This window comes from Kitasatospora sp. NPDC059648 (assembly GCF_042734825.1).
In the GTDB taxonomy this organism is placed as follows: domain Bacteria; phylum Actinomycetota; class Actinomycetes; order Streptomycetales; family Streptomycetaceae; genus Kitasatospora.
Genome location: NZ_JBHWDU010000115.1, coordinates 1 through 19,664 on the forward strand (window position 1 = coordinate 1; position 19,664 = coordinate 19,664).

Consider the following 19,664-nt stretch of genomic DNA (forward strand, 5'->3'; position numbering starts at 1 on the left):
GGGAGCAGGTGGCCACTACAGGTGGCCAGCCCAGGTGGTCGGCGCAACTGTCCAGCCCCAGCCGGGCCCGGCTGACGCCGACACCCTGGACCAATGGCACCTCCGCTCAACGCTTCACCGGACCTCCCGCCGCACGCATCGACTTGGTGATCGCCTTCCACTTGTTCAGCCGGGCCTTGGCCACCCGGGCGTCCGAGCGGGAGGCGATCCACTCGTTCTCGCGCTGGAGCTTGAGGTAGCTGTCCATCCGGCGCTGCGGCAGGCTGCCGTCCGCCAGCGCCGCCCGCACCGCGCAGCCGGGCTCGGTGTGGTGGTTGCAGTCGTGGAAGCGACACTCCTCGGCGAGCTCGGCTATGTCGGCGAACGCCAGGTCCACGCCCTCGCCACCGTAAAGACCGACCTCGCGCAGCCCGGGGGTGTCGATCAGCACTCCTCCGCCGGGCAGCGCCATCAGCTCGCGGGTGGTCGTGGTGTGGCGGCCCTTCTGGTCGACCTCGCGGGCCTGCTGGACGGTCATCACCTCGGCGCCGATCAGCGCGTTGGTGAGAGTGGACTTGCCCACGCCGGACTGGCCGATCAGCACGGCGGTTCCGGGGGCGCAGGCCCGGAGCACGTCGATGCCCTCGCCGGTCTCGGCGCTGACCACCAGCACGGTGACGCCGGGGGCGACCGCTTCGACGTCGGCCCGGATGAAGTCGGCGTCGTCCACCAGGTCGGCCTTGGTGAGGACGACCAGGGGTTCGGCCCCGGACTCCCAGGCCAGGGCGAGGAAGCGCTCGATCCGCCCGAGGTCGGGATCGACCGCGAGCGAGGCGGCGATCAGGACGGTGTCGACGTTGGCCGCCAGCACCTGGCCGTCGGAGCGCTTGCCGGCCACCTTGCGGATGATCGCGGTGGAGCGCGGCAGCAGCGCCGTGACGGCGGCCATCGGCTGGGCGTACAGGTCGACGGCGGCCCAGTCGCCCGTGCACGGGCAGTTGATCATGTCGGCGTCGCCCACCCTCCGGGTGTCGAGCCGGACGGTGCGCAGCTCACCCGTCTGCGGGTCGGCGAGGACGGCGTCGCACTGGCCGCGGTCGACCCGGACGATCCGGGCCGGGAGCAGCCCGGCTTCGGCGAGCGGGGCGAAGAGCTCGTCGAGCTCGGGCGTCCAGCCGTAGCCGGCCAGCGGGGAACCCGCGGTGGAGCCGTCGGTGAGGCTCTCACCGGAGAAGGACGGGTCGGCGAAGGAGGAAGAAGAAGAGGAGAACGACGGAACGGAGGCAGCGTTGAACAACGCATTGGCCCTTCGGGAGGAGATGGTCCCGGCGGGCTACGGCTGGCGCGGAGGGCTCAGCCGGCGGCCGGGAAGAGGAGGTGAACGCGAGTGCTGCCCAGGGCAGCTATCGGGGCGACAACGACCACGGGGGTTCACCTCCTGCTCTCTACTCCTCGGGCGGCCCAATGGCCCCCGAACCTGACTCGTCACACGCTAGCGGAGCCCGTGGCGACGGCCAATCTATTTTTGACCTGCGGAAACGCGGGCCCGAAAGGGGGAAACGAGGGCTACCCGCCGTACCGGTGCTTGAGGTTCGGGTCGTCCAGCCACCAGGGCCGCATGCCCGTTTCCTCCACCTCCGGCAGCCCCGCCTCCCGGGCCCGGGCCGCCTGCTCCTCGAAGCGGGCGTCCAGCTCGGCGTCCACCGCCTTGATCTCCTCGCGCCCCTGCACCACCATCCGCCGCACCAGCGCGGCCAGGAACGGCAGCCCGACGAGGTCGCCCAGCACCCAGAAGGCGTTGCCGCCCCAGGTCTGGTCCTGGGCCAGGCTCGGCCCCCAGGGCCGCCCGAGCGCGACGTAGTAGTGCTCGGCGACGAGGTGGCCGCCGTAGATCAGCACGATCCCCAGCCCTGCGTCGAAGATCACCTCGGCGAAGGTGATGAACAGCCCGACCAGGTGCGGGTACTCGTGCCCGACCGGATCGAGCTGCAGCCTCGGCCAGAAGTAGGCGAGGCCCAGCAGCACCAGCGCCAGGTGCAGCACCGCGTTCCCGACCCCGCTGGAGAGCGACCACTCGTACCAGGGCGTGAAGTAGAGGAGCCACGGCGGCGCCATCAGCAGCGCCGTGGAGACCGCCGGGAACATCAGCACCTTGGACGGCCGGCTGCGCAGCACCCGCAGGATCCGCTCCCGCCGGTGCTCCGGCGAGGACTCGACCAGCAGCGAGACGGGCGCGCCGAGCGCGAGCAGCAGCGGGACGACCATGAGCAGCAGCACGACCTGCACGGCCCGGTCGGTGAAGAGGACGCGCTCGTACACGCCGAGGCCGGAGCAGGTGCACCAGATCCACAGCAGCAGCCCGCCGAGGAACGCCGCGGTGCGGGTGGGCTGCCAGCGTTCGCCGTCGCCGCGGTGGACGGTGCGCACCGCGGCGAGGTACCAGCCGCCGAGGAGCACCGACAGGGCGAGCACCAGCGGTTCGGGGGTCCAGGAGGTGGCCAGGTCGGACCACTGCCACGCGGGCGGTCCGCTGTAGGCGAGGGCGTGGGGCGCGCCCCCCTGGCCGAGCGCCCGGACGGCGGCCCCGTGGCCGAGCGCCTGGGCCGCGACATCCACCGCGCCGTTCATCCGTCCGCCCACCTCGTCCGCACCGCCGCCCGGGTCGCCGGGGAGGCGCCGGGAGTCGCCGGGCAGGGGCCTCGGCGCCCGGCCATGATGGCGCTCCCCACCCCGCCCGCCGCACCCGGGGCCCGCCTCTATACCCGGGCCTGAACAAAGCTTTACCGAAGCCCGACAAAGCTTTGCCGAGGCAAAGTTCTGCCCTCGCCCGGCCCGGAGGCGCAACCGGCGCGGGGCCGCGTTCGTCTGGCAGGATGCACCGTCGGCGCGATACCGGCCACGTGGGTGACAACAAGGGGACGACAAGAGGTGCAAAGCACTGCACGCGGCGAGGGCCGACGGCTGGCCGCGCGCCACCGCAACATCGAGCTGGGCCTGTTGGCGCTCGCGGTGGCCGTCTGTCTGGCCGGACACATCGACGCCTCGCTGGCGCTGACCGGCGAGCTGCCGTCCGGACTGCTGGTCCACGGCCTGTCCCTCGGGGCGCTGGTCGCGGTGGCGCACCTGGCGGTGCGCCGGTTCGCGCCCTTCGCGGACCCGCTGATCCTGCCGCTGGGCGTCTTCCTGACCGGCTTCGGGCTGATGCTGCTGGACCGGCTGGACTTCAGCTACAAGGCGGCGCACCCCGGCAAGGGCGACTACCAGAAGCTCCCCGCCGCGCCCTCGCAGATGATGTGGGTGTTCATCTCGGTGACGGCGGCGATCGCGCTGATCGTCTTCGTCAAGCACCACCGCTTCTTCCAGCGGTACGTCTACCTGATGATGGCGGGCGCGCTGGTCCTGCTGACGGCACCGGTGTTCTCGCCGACCGACAGCTTCGGCGCCAAGCGGTGGATCAAGCTCCCCGGGCTGCCGTCCTTCGAGCCGGACGAGTTCGTGAAGGTCGCGATCACGATCTTCTTCGCGGGCTACCTGATGGCCAACCGGGACGCCCTGGCCCTGGCCGGGCGGAAGGTCTGGGGGATGACCCTGCCGCGCGGGCGGCACGCCGGCCCGGTGCTGGCGATCTGGGCGGTCAGCCTGCTGGTGCTGATCTTCGAACGCGACCTCGGCACCTCGCTGATCTTCTTCGGCCTCTTCATCGTCATGCTGTACGTGGCGACCGAGCGCACCAGCTGGGTCGTCCTCGGCCTGCTGATGGCGGTCGGCGGCGCGACGGTGGTCGGCACCCTGGAACCCCACGTGCACGGCCGCGTCGAGGCCTGGCTGCACCCGCTCGACTACTACAAGCCGGTGCACGACCCGGCGATCTCCGAGCAGCCCGCCGAGGCCCTGTTCAGCCTCGGCACCGGACACCTGACAGGGACGGGCCTGGGCTCGGGCCGGCCGTGGCTGATCGGCTTCGCCGGGCGCAGCGACTTCATCTTCACCACCATCGGCGAGGAGCTGGGCCTGGCCGGGGTGACCGCCGTCCTGCTGGTGTACGTGCTGCTGATCCAGCGCGGCCTGCGCACCGCGATCGGCCTGACCGACCCGTTCGGCAAGCTGCTCGCGGCCGGGCTGTCGGCGGCGCTCGCGCTGCAGATCTTCGTGGTGGTCGGCGGCGTGAGCGGGCTGGTCCCGCTGACCGGCAAGGCGCTGCCGTTCCTGGCGGCCGGCGGCTCCTCGCTGCTGGCGAACTGGCTGATGGTCGCGCTGCTGATCAAACTCAGCGACTCCTCGGGACGCACCGCGCTGGACCCGGTCCAGCCGACCCCCGAGCCGCTCCCCGCGCAGGCCGGCCCGGGCGACCGCTCGGCCGCCGCCGACCCGTCCTCCCCGAGCCCGAGCCAGGGCCGGGGCCGGGGCCGGGGCCAGGGCCAGGGCCCGAATCCCGGTCCGAACCAGGCCCCGGGTCCCGGCCCGGACCGGTCACCGAGCCCCGGTCAGACCCTGGGCGGCGCGGGCCGGCCCCTGGCACCGGGGTCCGACCCGACCGCACTGACCAGCGCCGGCCCCGGCCTCGCGGACCCGGGCGCCGCCACCGAGCTGCGCCCCGCGTTCGGTCAGGCCCCGGTCGCGCCGCAGGCCTCCTACGGCTACCCGCCGGTCAACGAGCAGCAGACCCACGGCTACGGCCTGCCGCCGCAGTCCCCGTTCCCCTCGAACCCGTCCGCCTGAGGACTCCCGAAACACCCGGGACACCCGGGACACCCCGGATGCCCGGGACACCCGGGACACCCTGGACGACTGGCACACCCTGGACACCGGGACACCCGGCACCCCCAGGGCCCCGAGGCCCCCGAGGTCCCAGGGGCCGGACGAAACGCAAGGGGCCTCCCCCGCGACCCGCGAGGGAGGCCCCTTGCCCGTACCCGCGGACGGACGGCCCGCTACCGCTGCTCCCACGGCGGCCGCGGCGGCCTGGACGGGTAGCCCGGCCCCGACCCCGGCCGCTCCGGCCCTGCCCCCGGCCCCGGCCGCTCCCCGCCCGGCCGCTCCGGCGGCGGCCCCAGCGGCCGGTCGCTGTCCGGCGGCGGCGGGGTGGGCCGGTGGTGCGGCCCGGGCCGTGCCGTGAGGCGCCCGCGCAGGTTGTCGGCGGCCAGCACGTCGGCCCACCGCTCGGGGTACTCGGCGGGCGCGTCCACGTCGTCCGCCTCGTCCTCGCCCCACTCCTCCTCGACACCCTCGGCCAGTCCCAGCTCGCGGGCGCGCCGGGCCCGTTCGACGGCCCGTCGGGCGGCGACCTCGCGGACCACGGCGGCGGCCGCCTCCTCGTGGGCGCGCTCGTTCTCGGCGCGGGCGTCCGCGGTCTCCAGGGTGGGCCAGCGACGGTCTATGGCGGCGTTCATCGCGGCGCCGATGAGCACCGCGAGGGCCACCACGAAGATCCACAGCAGTACGGCCACCGGTGCCGCCAGTGAGCCGTACACCGAGGGGACCTCGACCGAGCTGACCAGGTAGATCCGCAGGCCGACGCTGCAGAAGACCAGAACCACCAGGGCGACCAGCGCACCGGGGATGTCCTCGCGCCAGGGCGTGGAGACCGGCACGGCCAGGTGGTAGAGGGTGGTGAGGGAGACGATCAGCAGCAGGATCGCGACCGGCCAGTAGGCGGCGCTGATGACCCCCGCGAGGCCCGACACGGCGTTCTCGATCAGTCCGGGCCCGGCCATCATCAGCGGCAGCACCAGGGAGCCGATGACGAGGGCGCCGAGGTAGAGGCCGAGCGACATGAGCCGGGTCTTCACGATGCCCCGCTTGCCGTCCAGCCCGTACATCACGGTGATGGTGTCGATGAAGATGTAGAGCGCCCGGGATCCGGACCACAGCGACAGCAGGAAGCCGATCGAGATCAGGTCCGGCCGGGTGTGGTCGAAGACCTGGTTGAGCAGCGGTTTGACGACCTCGTTGACGGAGGAGTCGGACAGCACCGTCCCGGAGGCCGAGACGATGTCGTGCTTGAGCCGGTCGATGGTGCCGGCGCCGACGAACTTGTCGAGGTAGCCGAGGGTGGCCGCCAGGCCGAGCAGCAGCGGTGGGATCGACAGCAGGGTGAAGAAGGCCGCCTCCGCGGCGAGGCCGGTGACCCGGTACTCGACGCAGGTGTTGGTGGTGTCCTTGACCAAGTCCCACACCGTACGGCGCCAGGTGGCCCGTTTGGCCGCGCGCCGGGAGCCCTTGCCCCGACGCCGGGACGGCCGCTCGGGGTTCGGTCTGCTCGTATCGCCTGCTGCTTGCACAGCGCTAACGGTATCGGGCCGGGGCGCTGCGCTTGATCTCCCCCGGGGTACGGGCGCGTGCGCACCGCGGCCGCGGACGCCCGGCGGGGAGCGGCGGGAACGGTCAGCCGTCCCGCATGTCGAAACCACAGCGTCCATCATCCGGACGTTAGTGGACCGCGAGTCCCGCGCCGTGCGAATCTCTTGCCATGCCTAGCGCCGGAACCACCCTAGTAGGTCGACTCCACGTCGATCTCCTTCGCGTGTCCAGCGCCATCTGTCCGGTGACCTGAGCCCCCACCCCGCCGCACCACCGCACCCGGCGCCGATCCGACCGCCCATCCCCGCACGAGCGGATGCGCAGGCGCCCGCCCGGCCCGGTCACTGCTCTCCCGGCCCTGAGAAACCCGCAGGTCACAGCAGCCCCACACGGCCGAGCACGCTCCGCGACCGACCCGGCGTCAGCGCCACCTGCCCCGAAGGACTTCAGCATGGCCACCTCTCCCGAGACCGCCGAGCCCACGGCCGACCGCGCCGCCGCGCGCCGCCCCGCAGCGGCTCGCAAGGTGACCCGCCACCGTGGCGAGGGCCAGTGGGGCATGGGCCACTACACCCCCCTGAACGCCAACGAGCAGATCAAGAAGGACGACGACGGTCTCAACGTGCGGACACGCATTGAGACGATCTACGCGCACCGGGGCTTCGACTCGATCGACCCCGCCGACCTGCGCGGCCGGATGCGCTGGTGGGGGCTCTACACCCAGCGCAAGGAGGGCATCGACGGCGGCAAGACCGCGATCCTGGACCCGCACGAGCTGGACGCCGAGTACTTCATGATGCGCGTGCGCATCGACGGGGGCCGGCTGACGGTCCCCCAGCTGCGGGCCGTCGCGGAGGTCTCCGAGCAGTACGCCCGGGGCACCGCCGACCTGACCGACCGGCAGAACATCCAGTACCACTGGATCCGGATCGAGGACGTCCCGGCGATCTGGCGGAAGCTGGAGGCCGTCGGCCTGTCCACCACCGAGGCCTGCGGCGACACCCCGCGCGCCGTCCTCGGCTCCCCGGTGGCCGGCGTCGCCTGGGACGAGATCATCGACGGCACCCCGGCGATCGAGGAGATCCAGCGCCGCTTCATCGGCAACCCGGAGTTCTCCAACCTGCCGCGCAAGTTCAAGGCAGCCATCTCGGGCTCCCCGCTGCTGGACGTCGCGCACGAGATCAACGACGTCTCCTTCGTCGGCGTGGTCCACCCCGAGCACGGCCCGGGCTTCGACCTGTGGGTCGGCGGCGGCCTGTCCACCAACCCCAAGCTGGGCGTGCGGCTGGGCGCCTGGGTCCCCCTGGAGCAGGTGCCGGACGTCTTCGGCGGCGTGATCGGCGTCTTCCGCGACTACGGCTACCGGCGCCTGCGCAACCGCGCCCGGCTGAAGTTCCTGGTCGCCGACTGGGGCGTGGAGAAGTTCCGCCGGGTGCTGGAAGGCGAGTACCTGAAGACCCGACTGATCGACGGCCCCGCGCCCGCCGAGCCCGTCGCCCGCTGGCGCGACCACGTCGGCGTCCACCGGCAGCGGGACGGCCGCTACTACATCGGCTTCGCCCCGCGCGTCGGCCGGGTCGACGGCAAGCTGCTCGGCCGGATCGCCGACCTCGCCGCCGCCCACGGCAGCGACCGGGTGCGCACCACCACCGAGCAGAAGATGCTGATCCTCGACATCGCCGAGGAGCACGTCGAGTCGGTGGTGGCAGGCCTGGAGGCGCTCGACCTGCGGGTCGCCCCCTCGCCGTTCCGCCGCGGCACCATGGCCTGCACCGGCATCGAGTACTGCAAGCTCGCCATCGTCGAGACCAAGGAGCGCGGCCGCTCCCTGATCGACGAGCTCGAACAGCGCCTCCCGGACTTCGCCGAGCCGCTGACCATCAACATCAACGGCTGCCCGAACGCCTGCGCCCGCATCCAGGTCGCCGACATCGGCCTCAAGGGCCAGCTCGTCACCGACGAGCACGGCAACCAGGTCGAGGGCTACCAGGTGCACCTGGGCGGCGCGCTCGGCCTGGAGGCCGGCTTCGGCCGCAAGGTCCGCGGCCTCAAGGTCACCAGCGCCGGCCTGCCCGACTACGTCGAGCGCCTGCTGACCCGCTACCAGGCCGACCGCACCGAGGGCGAGCGCTTCGCCCAGTGGACGGCCCGCGCCACCGAGGAGCAGCTCTCGTGAACGAGCACAGCGAGCGGACCGGAGGAGCACGCCGTGTTTCGCGACGCGAACGCCGAGCGCACCGAGGTCGGCGATGAGTGAACGAGCCGCGCCCTTCTTCTGCCCGTACTGCGGGGACGAGGACCTGCGCCCGTCCGAGGCCGGCCCCGGCGCCTGGGAGTGCCACGGGTGCCGCCGCGCCTTCCAGCTGAAGTTCCTCGGCCTGCTGTCACCGACCAACGGGGGTACGTCCCATGAGCAGCACCGCGACTGACCACGAGGAGATCGCCGTCCGGGCCGGCCGCGAGCTGGAGGAGGCCACGGCGCAGGAGGTCCTGCGCTGGGCCGCCGACACCTTCGGCAAGCGGTTCTGCGTGACCTCCTCGATGGAGGACGCGGTGGTCGCCCACCTCGCCGCCTCGGTGTTCCCCGGCGTGGACGTGGTGTTCCTGGACACCGGCTACCACTTCGCGGAGACCATCGGCACCCGGGACGCGGTGGCGGCGACCATGCCGGTCAACGTCATCACGCTCACCCCGCTGCGGACCGTGGCCGAGCAGGACGCCGAGTACGGGCCGAACCTGCACGACCGCGACCCGGACCTGTGCTGCTCGCTGCGCAAGGTCGAGCCGCTGAGTCGCGGCCTCGGCGGCTACGACGCCTGGGCCACCGGACTGCGCCGCGACGAGTCCCCGACCCGGGCGAACACCCCCGTGGTCTCCTGGGACCCGAAGCACCGCAAGGTCAAGATCGCCCCGATCGCCCGGTGGACGCAGGAGGACGTGGACGCCTACGTCGCCGCCAACGGCGTGCTGCTCAACCCGCTGCTGTGGGAGGGCTACACCTCGATCGGCTGCTCGCCGCTGTCCTGCACCCGCAAGCCGGGCGAGGGTGAGGACGCCCGGGCCGGCCGCTGGTCCGGCTCCGGCAAGACCGAGTGCGGCATCCACCTCTGACCCCCCACCACTTCTCGCGTAAGGAAAGAACCGTGACAGCTGACACACTGAGTCGCCGCGGCTCCGTCGGGGGCACTGCGGCGGCCCCCGCGGCCGCCCCCTGCGAGCGCGGCGCCACCGTGTGGCTGACCGGGCTGCCGAGCGCGGGCAAGACCACCCTCGCCTTCGCGCTGGCCGAGCGGCTGCGCGCCGAGGGCCACAAGGTCGAGGTCCTGGACGGCGACGAGATCCGCGAGTTCCTCTCCAAGGGCCTCGGCTTCTCCCGCGAGGACCGGCACACCAACGTCACCCGGATCGGCTTCGTCGCCGAGAAGCTCGCCGCCAACGGCGTCAAGGTGCTCGCCCCGGTGATCGCCCCGTTCGCCGACTCCCGCACCGCGGTGCGCGAGCGGCACGCGGCGGCGGGCACCGAGTTCCTGGAGGTCCACGTCGCCACCCCGGTCGAGCTGTGCGCCGAGCGGGACGTCAAGGGCCTGTACGCCAAGCAGGCGGCCGGCGAGATCTCCGGCCTGACCGGCGTCGACGACCCGTACGAGGCCCCGGAGGCCCCGGAGCTGCGGATCCAGACGCAGGGCCGCGAGGTCGCCGACTCCGCCGCCGAACTGCACGCCTTCCTGACCGAGAGGGGCCTCGCATGACCACCGCGACCGACAGTCCGGTCCGCACCGACGCCCGGGGTGAGAATTCGGGGGGCTCCTTCGCGCTGTCCCACCTGGACGCGCTGGAGGCCGAGTCGGTGCACATCTTCCGCGAGGTCGCGGGGGAGTTCGAGCGCCCGGTGATCCTGTTCTCCGGCGGCAAGGACTCCATCCTCATGCTGCACCTGGCGCTCAAGGCCTTCGCGCCCGCCGCCGTCCCCTTCTCGCTGCTGCACGTCGACACCGGGCACAACTTCCCCGAGGTGCTCGCCTACCGCGACCGGGTCGTGGCCGAGCACAACCTGCGCCTGCACGTCGCCCACGTCCAGGACTTCATCGACGACGGCCGGCTGCGCGAGCGCCCCGACGGCACCCGCAACCCGCTGCAGACCGTCCCGCTGCTCGACGCCATCGAGAAGAACCGCTTCGACGCCGTGTTCGGCGGCGGCCGCCGGGACGAGGAGAAGGCCCGCGCCAAGGAGCGCGTCTTCTCCCTGCGCGACGAGTTCGGCGCCTGGGACCCGCGCCGCCAGCGCCCCGAGCTGTGGTCGCTGTACAACGGCCGGCACGCGGTCGGCGAGCACGTGCGGGTCTTCCCGCTGTCCAACTGGACCGAGCTGGACGTCTGGCAGTACATCGAACGCGAGGGCATCGAGCTGCCGGAGATCTACTACGCCCACGAGCGGGACGTCTTCTCCCGGGGGGGCATGTGGCTGACCGCCGGCGAGTGGGGCGGCCCCAAGGACGGTGAGCCGGTCGAGCGGCGCATGGTCCGCTACCGCACCGTCGGCGACATGTCCTGCACCGGCGCCGTCGACTCCGACGCCACCACCATCGAGGCCGTGATCGCCGAGATCGCCGCCAGCCGCCTCACCGAGCGCGGCGCCACCCGCGCCGACGACAAGCTGTCCGAGGCCGCGATGGAAGACCGCAAGCGCGAGGGGTACTTCTAATGAGCACGACCATCGAGGCCGGCGCCACCTCCCTGCTGCGCTTCGCCACCGCCGGTTCCGTCGACGACGGCAAGTCCACCCTGGTCGGCCGGCTGCTGCACGACTCCAAGTCGGTGCTCGCCGACCAGCTGGAGGCTGTCGAGCGCGTCTCCCTGGGCCGCGGCCAGGAGGCGCCCGACCTCGCTCTGCTCACCGACGGCCTGCGGGCCGAGCGCGAGCAGGGCATCACCATCGACGTCGCCTACCGCTACTTCGCCACCCCCCGGCGGCGGTTCATCCTCGCCGACACCCCGGGGCACGTGCAGTACACCCGCAACATGGTGACCGGCGCCTCCACCGCCGAGCTCGCCGTCGTCCTGGTCGACGCCCGCAACGGCGTGGTCGAGCAGACCCGCCGGCACGCGGCCGTCGCCGCCCTGCTGCGGGTTCCGCACGTCGTGCTGGCCGTCAACAAGATGGACCTGGTCGACTACGCCGAGCCCGTCTTCGCCGCCATCGCCGAGGAGTTCAGCGCCTACGCCGCCTCCCTCGGCATCAAGGACGTCCTCGCCGTCCCGATCTCGGCCCTCGCCGGGGACAACGTCGTCGAGCCGTCCGCGCACATGGACTGGTACGGCGGCCCGACCCTGCTGGAGCACCTGGAGACCGTGCCGGTCGGCAGCGACCCGAGCGCCGAGCCCGCCCGCTTCCCGGTCCAGTACGTGATCCGCCCGCAGACCGAGGAGCACCCCGACTACCGCGGCTACGCGGGCCAGCTGGCCTCCGGGGTGCTGCGGATCGGCGACGCCGTCACCGTGCTGCCCTCCGGCCTGACCACCACCGTCGCCGGGATCGACGCCCTCGGCCGCGAGAGCGAGATCGCCTGGGCGCCGCAGTCGGTCACCCTCCGGCTCGCCGACGACCTCGACGTCTCCCGCGGCGACCTGATCGCCGCCGGGGCGGCGCCCGTCCCGACCAAGGACATCGAGGCGACGGTCAGCCACCTCAACGAGCGCCCGCTGCGCGCCGGGGACAAGGTGCTGCTCAAGCACACCACCCGCACCGTGCGCGCTCTGGTCAAGGAGGTCTCCTACCGGATCGACATCACTGCGCCGATCAGCGGAGGGCGTCTCGCACGCCGTTCCGCCCCCGAGGGGCTGAACGTCAACGACATCGGCCACGTGAAGCTGCGCACGGCCGAGCCGCTGGCCCTCGACGACTACACCGACAACCGCCGCACCGGCTCGTTCCTGCTGATCGACCCGGCCGACGGCGCGACCCTCACCGCCGGCATGGCGGGCGAGGCCTTCGAGACCGTACGCGGTGACGACGCTACCGACGCATCCGGAGAGGAGGACTGGGTCTGATGCCCAGCGAGGCGTTCTCGGGCATGGACAAGGAAGGCGGCCGCATCGGCAGCGGCGTCCTCGGCAGCGGCCAGGGCGGCCTGACCCGATGTGTGGGCCGACGGGGCTGAGCACCGCCCCGTCACCGGGCCGCGCCCCAACCGCCGCCCGGCCTGCCCCGGCACCGACGTGCCGCGCGCACCACTTCCGACCATCCACCCGGGACCGCCTCCTGACGGTCCGTCCACGAACAGGACTCTCCACCATGGCACCCAGCCCGACCCCCTCCCATGCCTTCGTCCGCCCCAACGCCGGGCGGATCAGACGCTCCGCCGCGGCCGCCCTCGCCGGCCTGACCGCCGTCGCCCTGCTGTCGGCCTGCGGCTACGGCTCCAAGGCCGCCGGCAGCGGCTCCGGTGGCTCCGCCGACACGGCCGCCGCGGCCGGGGCCTCGGGCGTCAAGCTGTCCTCCCCGACGGTGAAGATCGGCTACTTCGCCAACCTGACCCATGGCACCGCCCTGGTCGGCCTCCAGGAGGGCATCTTCCAGAAGGAGTTGGGCGCCACCCAGATCAAGACCCAGGTCTTCAACGCGGGCCCGGCCGAGATCGAGGCGCTCAACGCCGGCTCCATCGACATCGGCTGGATCGGGCCCTCCCCGGCGATCAACGGCTACACCAAGTCCGACGGCAAGTCCCTGAAGATCATCGGCGGTTCGGCCTCCGGCGGGGTCAAGCTGGTGGTCAACCCGGAGAAGATCCCCTCGCTGGACGACCTCAGGGGCAAGAAGATCGCCACCCCGCAACTGGGCAACACCCAGGACGTGGCCCTGCTCAACTACCTGGCGGGCAAGGGCTACAAGGTGGACGCGGCGTCCGGCGCGGGCGACGTCTCGGTGGTGCGCACCGACAACAAGGTCACCCCCGACGCCTACCGGCAGGGCTCCATCGACGGCGCCTGGGTGCCCGAGCCCACCGCCTCCAAGCTGGTCACCCTCGGCGCGAAGGTCCTGCTCAACGAGAAGGACGTCTGGCCGGACAAGAAGTTCGTGATCACCAACATCATCGTCTCGCAGAAGTTCCTCAAGGAGCACCCGGACGTGGTGGAGGCCGTGCTGCGCGGCTCGGTGAACACCAACGCCTTCATCAAGGCCGATCCCGCCAAGGCCAAGGCCGACGCCAACGAGGCGATCAAGAAGGAGGCCGGCAACGCCCTGGAGCCGGCCGTCCTCGACCCGGCCTGGGGCGACATCGACTTCCTGGACGACCCGCTGGCCGGCACCCTGCAGGCCGAGGCCGACCACGCCGTGACCGCCGGGCTCCTCAAGAAGCCCAACCTCAACGGCATCTACGACCTCACCCTGCTGAACAAGGTCCTCGCGGCCAAGGGCCAGGCGCCCGTGGCGGACGCCGGACTCGGCGCCAAGTAGCGCCGAGTAGCGCCGACTGGCGCCAGCCGTACGGAAGTCCGCCCCAGAATCCGCGGTCCGGTCCCCCGCCCGCCCGGTCGATCCCCGATCGATGCCCACCGGGCGGGCCGGGGCCGGACCCCGGCCCCCGCTTCGCAGTCCTTTCCCTCCCTGCCCGCCGACGGCCGGGAGGAGCCCATGACCACTCAGCAGGAGGTCCCCGATGACCCCGGCACCGACCACCGAGGCCGACGCCCCCGCCCTCGGCACCGACGGCGGCGCGCCCGCCGTCCGGATCTCGCACGTGCACAAGTCCTTCGGCCGCCCGGGCGCCCGCACCCACGTGCTGGACGACATCACCCTCGACGTCGCGCCCGGCGAGTTCGTCACCCTGCTCGGCGCCTCGGGCTGCGGCAAGTCCACCCTGCTCAACCTGGTCGCCGGCCTCGACGAGCCCAGCCGCGGCAGCATCGAGGTGCCCGGCGGCCGCCCCGCCCTGATGTTCCAGGAGCACGCCCTGTTCCCCTGGCTCACCGCCGGGAAGAACATCGAGCTGGCCCTCAAGCTGGCCGGCGTCCCCCGCCCCGAGCGCCGCGCCGAGGCCGAGCGCCTGCTCGAACTCGTCCGCCTGGGCGGCGCGTACGGCAAGCGGGTGCACGAGCTGTCCGGCGGCATGCGCCAACGCGTGGCGATGGCCCGCGCCCTCGCCCAGGGCAGCAGGGTGCTGCTGATGGACGAGCCGTTCGCCGCGCTCGACGCCATCACCCGCGACGTGCTGCACGACGAGATCACCCGCATCTGGGCCGAACGGCAGCTGTCCGTCCTGTTCGTCACCCACAACGTGCGCGAGGCCGTGCGCCTGGCCCAGCGCGTCGTCCTGCTCTCCTCCCGGCCCGGCCGGGTCGCCCGCGAGTGGCGGATCGACCTGCCGCAGCCGCGCCGCATCGAGTCCTCCGGCGTCGCCGACCTGTCCATCGAGATCACCGAAGAACTGCGTGGGGAGATCCGTCGCCATGTCCAGCACTGACACCGCCCCCGCCAGGAACGACGGCGACACCGCCGAGGTCGGTGCGGGCCTGGACGCCCTGGACTCCGTCGCCGCCCAACGCAGTTCGCTCGGCGAGGTGCTGCGCACCAAGGCGCTGCCGCCGCTGATCGGCGTGCTGGTGGTGCTGGCGCTGTGGCAGGGCGCGTACAGCCTCCACCTCACCTCCTCGTACAAGCTGCCCAGCCCCGCCGACGTCTGGCACTCCCTCCAGGACCTCTGGTACCAGGGCACGCTGTTCTCGATCGTCTGGAACAGCGTGTGGCGCGGCCTGTCCGGCTTCCTGCTCGCCGTCCTCATCGGCACCCCGATCGGCCTGGTCGTCGCCCGGGTCAAGCCGGTGCGCACCGCGATCGGCCCGGTGCTCCAGGGCCTGCAGTCGCTGCCCTCGGTCGCGTGGGTCCCGGCCGCCGTCATCTGGCTCGGCATCAACGACTCGATGATGTACGCGGTGATCCTGCTGGGCGCCGTCCCCTCCATCGCCAACGGGCTGGTGGCCGGCATCGACCAGGTGCCGCCGCTGTTCCTGCGGGCCGGGCGCACCATCGGCGCCACCGGCCTGGCCGGCGCCCGGCACGTGCTCATCCCCGCCGCGCTGCCCGGCTACCTGGCCGGACTCAAGCAGGGCTGGGCGTTCTCCTGGCGCTCGCTGATGGCGGCGGAACTCGTCGCCTCCTCCCCCGACCTCGGGCGGGGCCTCGGCCGGTTCCTGGAGGACCAGCGGGAGTTCTCCGACATGTCCGGGGTGCTGCTCGGCATCATCCTCATCCTCTTCGTCGGCATCGCCATCGAGCTGCTGGTGTTCACCCCGGTCGAGCGCCGGGTGCTGCGCAACCGCGGCCTGCTGGCCCCCGCCAAGTGAGGCCCTGATGACGCCCCCCGCCCTGCTGCTCATCGCCCACGGCAGCCGCGACCCGCGGCACGCCGCGACCGTCGCCGCCCTGGTCGAGCAGGTGCGGGCACAGCGGCCCGCCCTGGAGGTCGCCACCGCCTACCTGGACCACTGCGCGCCGCGGATCCCCCAGGTGGTCAGCCGGCTGACGGACGCGGTGGCCGTGCCGCTGCTGCTGAACCGGGCCTTCCACGCCAAGCACGACATCCCCGCCGCGCTGCGCGCCGCCGGTGCCGGACTTCCGGTCGCCGACGTGCTGGGGCCCTCGCCGCTGCTGCTCGCGGCCCTGGACCGGCGCCTCGCCGAGGCCGGGCTCGACGTCCACTCGGCCGCCGTCCGCTCCCGCACGGGCGTGGTGCTGGCCGCGGCCGGCTCCTCCGACCCGGCCGCCGACGCCGCCACCCGCGCCGTCGCCGCCGAGTGGCGCCGCACCCGCGGCTGGGCCGCCGTCGAGGTCGCCTACGCCTCGGCCTCCGGGCCGCGCGTGCCGGACGCCCTCGCCGCCCTGCACGCCGCAGGTGCCGAGCGCACCGCCGTCGCCCCCTACCTGCTCGCCCCGGGCCTGCTCCCGGACCGCATAGCGGCGGCAGCGGGCGGCGCCGACGTCCTGGCCGCCCCCCTCGGCCCGGTACCCGAGCTGGCCGCCCTGCTGCTGCAGCGCTACGACCAGGCCTGCCGGGCGGCGGCGACGGTCCCGGCGCTCACCGCCTGAGTCCCGAGTCGCCTCAAGCGCAGTCCAGGATGCCGTGCTCGCTGAGATCAGGGGCATGACGCGCCACTCGGCGTCGCGATCGCCCGGCTGTCGGATCACGGCGCGTGGGAGCCCCGACGGCGCGCGGCCGGGGCCGCGCGCCGTGAGGGGTGGGCCCTCCGGTGGAGGTTCGGCCGGGCGGGTTCAGGCCGGGAGGTTCCACTTCTGGTTGGCGGCGCCGTTGCAGTCCCAGATGCCCAGCTGGTTGCCGTTGGCGGTGGAGAAGCCGAGGTCGTCCAGGCAGCGGCCGGACTGCGGGTTGAGCAGGGAGCCGTCGGCGCGGGGCTGCCACTGCTGGGCGCCGGTGCCGTTGCAGTCGTAGATCTGCACCCGGGTGGCGTTGCCGGTGTTGCCGCCCTGGACGTCCAGGCACCTGCCGAGGGCGCGGAGGGTGCCGTCGGCGCCGATCTTCCACTGCTGGGCGGTGTTGCCGAGGCAGTCCCAGATCTGGACGGGGGTGCCGTTCGCGACACTGCCACCGCGCACGTCCACGCACTTGTTCACGTAGCCCGTGATCTGGCCGACCGGACCCGCCGGGACGGCGGAGCCGGACACGATCCAGCCGTAGACCGGCAGCGCCGGCCAGAAGCACCCCGCGCCGGCGCTGGTGTTGCCGGTGGCCCAACCGCTGCTCGTCCCGGAGTAGTCGGGGATCCCATTGGTGCCGATGCTCTGGCACTGGCCCACGACCCGCCAGGTCTGCATCGGGTCGATGCCCGAACAGGTTCCGACGAAGCCGTTGCCGCTCCTGGCGACGGAACAGCTCCCTGCCGCCAGGGCCTGGCCGGTCGGTGCGGACGAGGCGCTCCGGGCGGCGCTCTCGGTGGCACCGGCGGTCGGGGCGGTGAGCGCGGCGGCTCCCGCGAGCAGGGTGGTGGCGAACACGGCGGCGGTACGGCGCATGGCAAGGCCCTTCCGGGAGCGGTGAACCGGTCAACCCGCATATGGAGCACCTGTGATGACGATGCGACGATTGTGCGGGCCGCGTGGAAGCCTCGGGCACGACGGGTCGGCGGTCAACGGGCAGGACGGAGATCACGCCACCGGTCCGTCCACGGAGGGCAGGTGTGCACCATGGAGCGGGAAGGGCCCCGGCAGGCCGGGCCGACCGACGATCCGGCCGGATCGCGCAGGGCCCGGCAGGGCCGGTCAGACCCGGCGCAGTGTGAAGCCGTCGCCCGGGTGGCCGGCGTTGGCGTCGGCCAGGCCGCCGGAGAGCTGGTAGAGGGCGCCGGCGGGGCCGGTGGTGACGGCGGTGGGGGTGGGGTCGGCCGAGGGGTGGACGGCGGTGAGGCGGGCGGTGCGCCAGTGGTCGTCGGAGCGCAGTTCGACCTCGGCGTCGCGGCCGGCGCCGAAGAAGGCGTTGGTGACGCCCTCGATGGTCCCGTCGGGGCGGCCGAAGATGCCGTCGAGGTGGAGCAGCGCCCCGCCGTCGGCGATCTCGACCCTGCGCACGGCCGCCGGGTCCCCCAGCGGGAGCTGCCACAGGGTGCCGTCGTCCCACTTGCCGAGGACGAGCCGGCCGTCGCGGTAGGCGATGCCGTTGAGGCCGTAGGCGCCGGGGGCGGGGGCGAGGCGGTCGTCACGCAGCAGGACGGAGCCGGTGCCGTCCGGGTCGACCCGGTAGACGATCGGAGCGAAGGAGTCGGTGACGTAGGCGGTGCCGTCGGGGGCGACGGCGATGTCGTTGGCGAGGTGGCTGCCGCCGTCCCCGGCGGCGGCGGCCAGGTCGGTGTAGTAGAGGCGGCGGCCGGTGTCCAGGTCGTAGGCGGCGATGCCGGCGAGCCGGCCGAGGGTGGCGGGGCCGCTGCGCTCGCCGATGCCGTTGTCGAGGTTGGTGACCAGGATGCGACGGTGGGGCTGGTCGATCCGCAGGCCGGCGATCTCGGTCAGGGTGGCGGGGTCGTCGATCAGGGTGCGGACCGTGCCGTCGAGGGCGACGGCGGAGACGGTGCCGTGCCGCATCGAGCCGACCAGGAAGCGGCGGTGGGCCTGGTCCCAGACGGCGGTCTCGGGCACCAGGGTGGGGGCGTGGCCGGTGATCACGGCGGGGGCCGGGCAGTGGGCGGCCGCGGCGGCGGGTAGCGTACCGGCGGCGCCGAGCAGGGCGGCGGCCGCGAGGGCGACCACGGCACGGCGCACGGTGCGGTTCTGACGGTTCATCATGGACTCCTCGGAGCTGGCTCGCGCTGTCGTGATCAAGCCTGCCGCTCGGGCCGGGGCCGCAGCAGTGCGTGGGGATACTGGTAGTTCGACCACCAGGAAGGACGGGGGACATGGACGAGCCGGAGGAGCGCCGCACGGAGTTGTCGGGCTTCCTGCGCAGCCGCCGGGCCCGGTTGACGCCGCAGGAGGTGGGTCTGGCGCCGGGGGTCCGGCGGCGCACTCCGGGGCTGCGGCGGGAGGAGTTGGCGCTGCTGGCCGGGGTGGGGGTGACCTGGTACACGTGGCTGGAGCAGGGGCGGGACATCCATCCGTCGCCCGAGGTGCTGGCGAGCCTGGCCCGGACGCTGCGGCTGGACCGGGCGGAGACGGCCTACCTGTTCCGGCTGGCGGGCAGCCATCCGCTGGACGGGGAGGTGGGCGCGCCCGCGGAGGTGCCGGCGCCGCTGCTGCGGCTGATGCACGCGCAGTGGCCTGCGCCGGCCTGGGTGATGGACGCCAACTGGGACCTGCGGGCGTGGAATCCCGGCGCGGACGCGCTGTTCGAGCTGTCCGGGCGGCCGCCGCAGGAGTGCAACCTGGCCTGGGTGGTGTTCGGCAACGCGGTGCACCGCCGCCGGGTGGAGCACTGGGAGCAGCACGCCCGCCGTTTCCTGGCCCAGCTGCGGGCGGCGTACGCGGAGCGCGGCGGGGAGGCGACGGCGGTGGGCCGGCACCTGGGCCGGATGATCCAGCACGTGCGGGGCGAGCACCCGGAGGCGGACCGCTGGCTGGACGAGCACCAGGTCGCGGAGCGCTCCGGAGCCGAGAAGGTGCTCCGGCACGAGGAGTTGGGCGTGCTGCGGATCGACCAGCACGTGCTGCTGGCGGCGGAGGGGCTGCAGCTGATCGTGATGTCGCCGCGTGACGCGGAGACGGCGGAGCGGTTGCGCCGGCTGGCCCCGACGCCCGCCGCGGTGTAGCCGCCCGGCCCGAGGAGGGTCTGGCGCCCCGGGGGGGCCCCCCGGGGGCGCGCCCCCGGGGCGCGGGGCATGGGGGGGGGGTTCGCATGATGTTTGGGGGGCGCGGGGCGAGCCCGAAGGCCCCCAGGTTGGCGGTT

18 protein-coding genes are annotated in these 19,664 nt (G+C 73.2%); 13 read left to right on the top strand and 5 right to left on the bottom strand.

The window, feature by feature from the left end; translation table 11 throughout:
- Positions 1 to 106 precede the first annotated feature (106 nt).
- Both rsgA and ACFV1W_RS36860 read right to left on the bottom strand, forming a co-directional pair.
- Positions 107 to 1,276, bottom strand: coding sequence for a ribosome small subunit-dependent GTPase A (gene rsgA, locus ACFV1W_RS36855; protein WP_380421649.1), 1,170 nt, complete (start codon positions 1,274 to 1,276; stop codon positions 107 to 109).
- Positions 1,277 to 1,545: 269 nt separating this feature from the next.
- Positions 1,546 to 2,607 carry a cytochrome c oxidase assembly protein gene (locus ACFV1W_RS36860; protein WP_380421650.1) on the bottom strand — a complete coding sequence of 354 codons (1,062 nt, stop codon included), beginning with the start codon at positions 2,605 to 2,607 and terminating at the stop codon, positions 1,546 to 1,548.
- Positions 2,608 to 2,907: 300 nt separating this feature from the next.
- On the opposite strand from ACFV1W_RS36860, the gene ACFV1W_RS36865 reads away from it, so the two are divergent.
- Positions 2,908 to 4,698 carry an FtsW/RodA/SpoVE family cell cycle protein gene (locus ACFV1W_RS36865; protein WP_380421651.1) on the top strand — a complete coding sequence of 597 codons (1,791 nt, stop codon included), beginning with the start codon at positions 2,908 to 2,910 and terminating at the stop codon, positions 4,696 to 4,698.
- A gap of 212 nt (positions 4,699 to 4,910) precedes the next feature.
- Here ACFV1W_RS36865 and ACFV1W_RS36870 read toward each other — a convergent pair whose 3' ends face one another.
- Positions 4,911 to 6,260: a YhjD/YihY/BrkB family envelope integrity protein gene (locus ACFV1W_RS36870; protein WP_380421652.1), complete on the bottom strand. Its 1,350-nt coding sequence runs from the start codon at positions 6,258 to 6,260 to the stop codon at positions 4,911 to 4,913.
- 188 nt (positions 6,261 to 6,448) lie between these two features.
- Here ACFV1W_RS36870 and ACFV1W_RS36875 point away from each other — a divergent pair, with 188 nt between their 5' ends.
- From ACFV1W_RS36875 to ACFV1W_RS36925, 11 genes are all read left to right on the top strand, one after another.
- Complete coding sequence (locus ACFV1W_RS36875; RefSeq protein ID WP_310593185.1) at positions 6,449 to 6,532, top strand: putative leader peptide; 84 nt, start codon at positions 6,449 to 6,451, stop codon at positions 6,530 to 6,532.
- A 198-nt stretch (positions 6,533 to 6,730) separates the two neighbouring features.
- Positions 6,731 to 8,455, top strand: coding sequence for a nitrite/sulfite reductase (locus ACFV1W_RS36880; RefSeq protein WP_380421653.1), 1,725 nt, complete (start codon positions 6,731 to 6,733; stop codon positions 8,453 to 8,455).
- 73 nt (positions 8,456 to 8,528) lie between these two features.
- Positions 8,529 to 8,708 (top strand): hypothetical protein, encoded by a 180-nt coding sequence (locus ACFV1W_RS36885; RefSeq protein WP_380421654.1) that lies wholly within the window; start codon positions 8,529 to 8,531, stop codon positions 8,706 to 8,708.
- On the top strand, positions 8,689 to 9,390 hold the full coding sequence (locus tag ACFV1W_RS36890; protein WP_380421655.1) for a phosphoadenylyl-sulfate reductase: 702 nt from the start codon (positions 8,689 to 8,691) through the stop codon (positions 9,388 to 9,390). The genes ACFV1W_RS36885 and ACFV1W_RS36890 overlap by 20 nt, the downstream gene beginning before the upstream one ends.
- 47 nt (positions 9,391 to 9,437) lie before the next feature.
- Entirely contained in the window at positions 9,438 to 10,028 is a 591-nt protein-coding gene (cysC, locus tag ACFV1W_RS36895; RefSeq protein ID WP_380421665.1) for an adenylyl-sulfate kinase, read from the top strand.
- Entirely contained in the window at positions 10,025 to 10,981 is a 957-nt protein-coding gene (gene cysD, locus ACFV1W_RS36900; RefSeq protein ID WP_380421656.1) for a sulfate adenylyltransferase subunit CysD, read from the top strand. Before cysC ends, cysD begins: the two co-directional genes overlap by 4 nt.
- Positions 10,981 to 12,327 carry a sulfate adenylyltransferase subunit 1 gene (locus ACFV1W_RS36905; protein ID WP_380421657.1) on the top strand — a complete coding sequence of 449 codons (1,347 nt, stop codon included), beginning with the start codon at positions 10,981 to 10,983 and terminating at the stop codon, positions 12,325 to 12,327. The genes cysD and ACFV1W_RS36905 overlap by 1 nt, the downstream gene beginning before the upstream one ends.
- A 244-nt stretch (positions 12,328 to 12,571) precedes the next feature.
- Positions 12,572 to 13,735, top strand: a complete 1,164-nt coding sequence (locus tag ACFV1W_RS36910; RefSeq protein ID WP_380421658.1) for an aliphatic sulfonate ABC transporter substrate-binding protein — start codon at positions 12,572 to 12,574, stop codon at positions 13,733 to 13,735.
- Between the two features lie 202 nt (positions 13,736 to 13,937).
- A complete protein-coding gene (locus ACFV1W_RS36915; protein ID WP_380421659.1) occupies positions 13,938 to 14,741 on the top strand; it encodes an ABC transporter ATP-binding protein in 804 nt (267 codons plus the stop codon).
- The gene (locus ACFV1W_RS36920; RefSeq protein WP_380421660.1) at positions 14,728 to 15,621 is read left to right on the top strand and encodes an ABC transporter permease; all 894 of its coding nucleotides are present in this window, start codon (positions 14,728 to 14,730) and stop codon (positions 15,619 to 15,621) included. Before ACFV1W_RS36915 ends, ACFV1W_RS36920 begins: the two co-directional genes overlap by 14 nt.
- 7 nt (positions 15,622 to 15,628) lie before the next feature.
- Positions 15,629 to 16,363: a sirohydrochlorin chelatase gene (locus ACFV1W_RS36925; RefSeq protein WP_380421661.1), complete on the top strand. Its 735-nt coding sequence runs from the start codon at positions 15,629 to 15,631 to the stop codon at positions 16,361 to 16,363.
- 183 nt (positions 16,364 to 16,546) lie between these two features.
- On the opposite strand, the gene ACFV1W_RS36930 is transcribed toward ACFV1W_RS36925, so the two are convergent.
- Together ACFV1W_RS36930 and ACFV1W_RS36935 are read right to left on the bottom strand one after the other, a co-directional pair.
- Entirely contained in the window at positions 16,547 to 17,305 is a 759-nt protein-coding gene (locus tag ACFV1W_RS36930; RefSeq protein ID WP_380421662.1) for a ricin-type beta-trefoil lectin domain protein, read from the bottom strand.
- Positions 17,306 to 17,551: 246 nt separating this feature from the next.
- The gene (locus ACFV1W_RS36935) at positions 17,552 to 18,565 is read right to left on the bottom strand and encodes a hypothetical protein (protein WP_380421663.1); all 1,014 of its coding nucleotides are present in this window, start codon (positions 18,563 to 18,565) and stop codon (positions 17,552 to 17,554) included.
- A gap of 113 nt (positions 18,566 to 18,678) precedes the next feature.
- On the opposite strand from ACFV1W_RS36935, the gene ACFV1W_RS36940 reads away from it, so the two are divergent.
- The gene (locus tag ACFV1W_RS36940; protein ID WP_380421664.1) at positions 18,679 to 19,527 is read left to right on the top strand and encodes a helix-turn-helix transcriptional regulator; all 849 of its coding nucleotides are present in this window, start codon (positions 18,679 to 18,681) and stop codon (positions 19,525 to 19,527) included.
- The last annotated feature ends 137 nt before the right edge of the window (positions 19,528 to 19,664 follow it).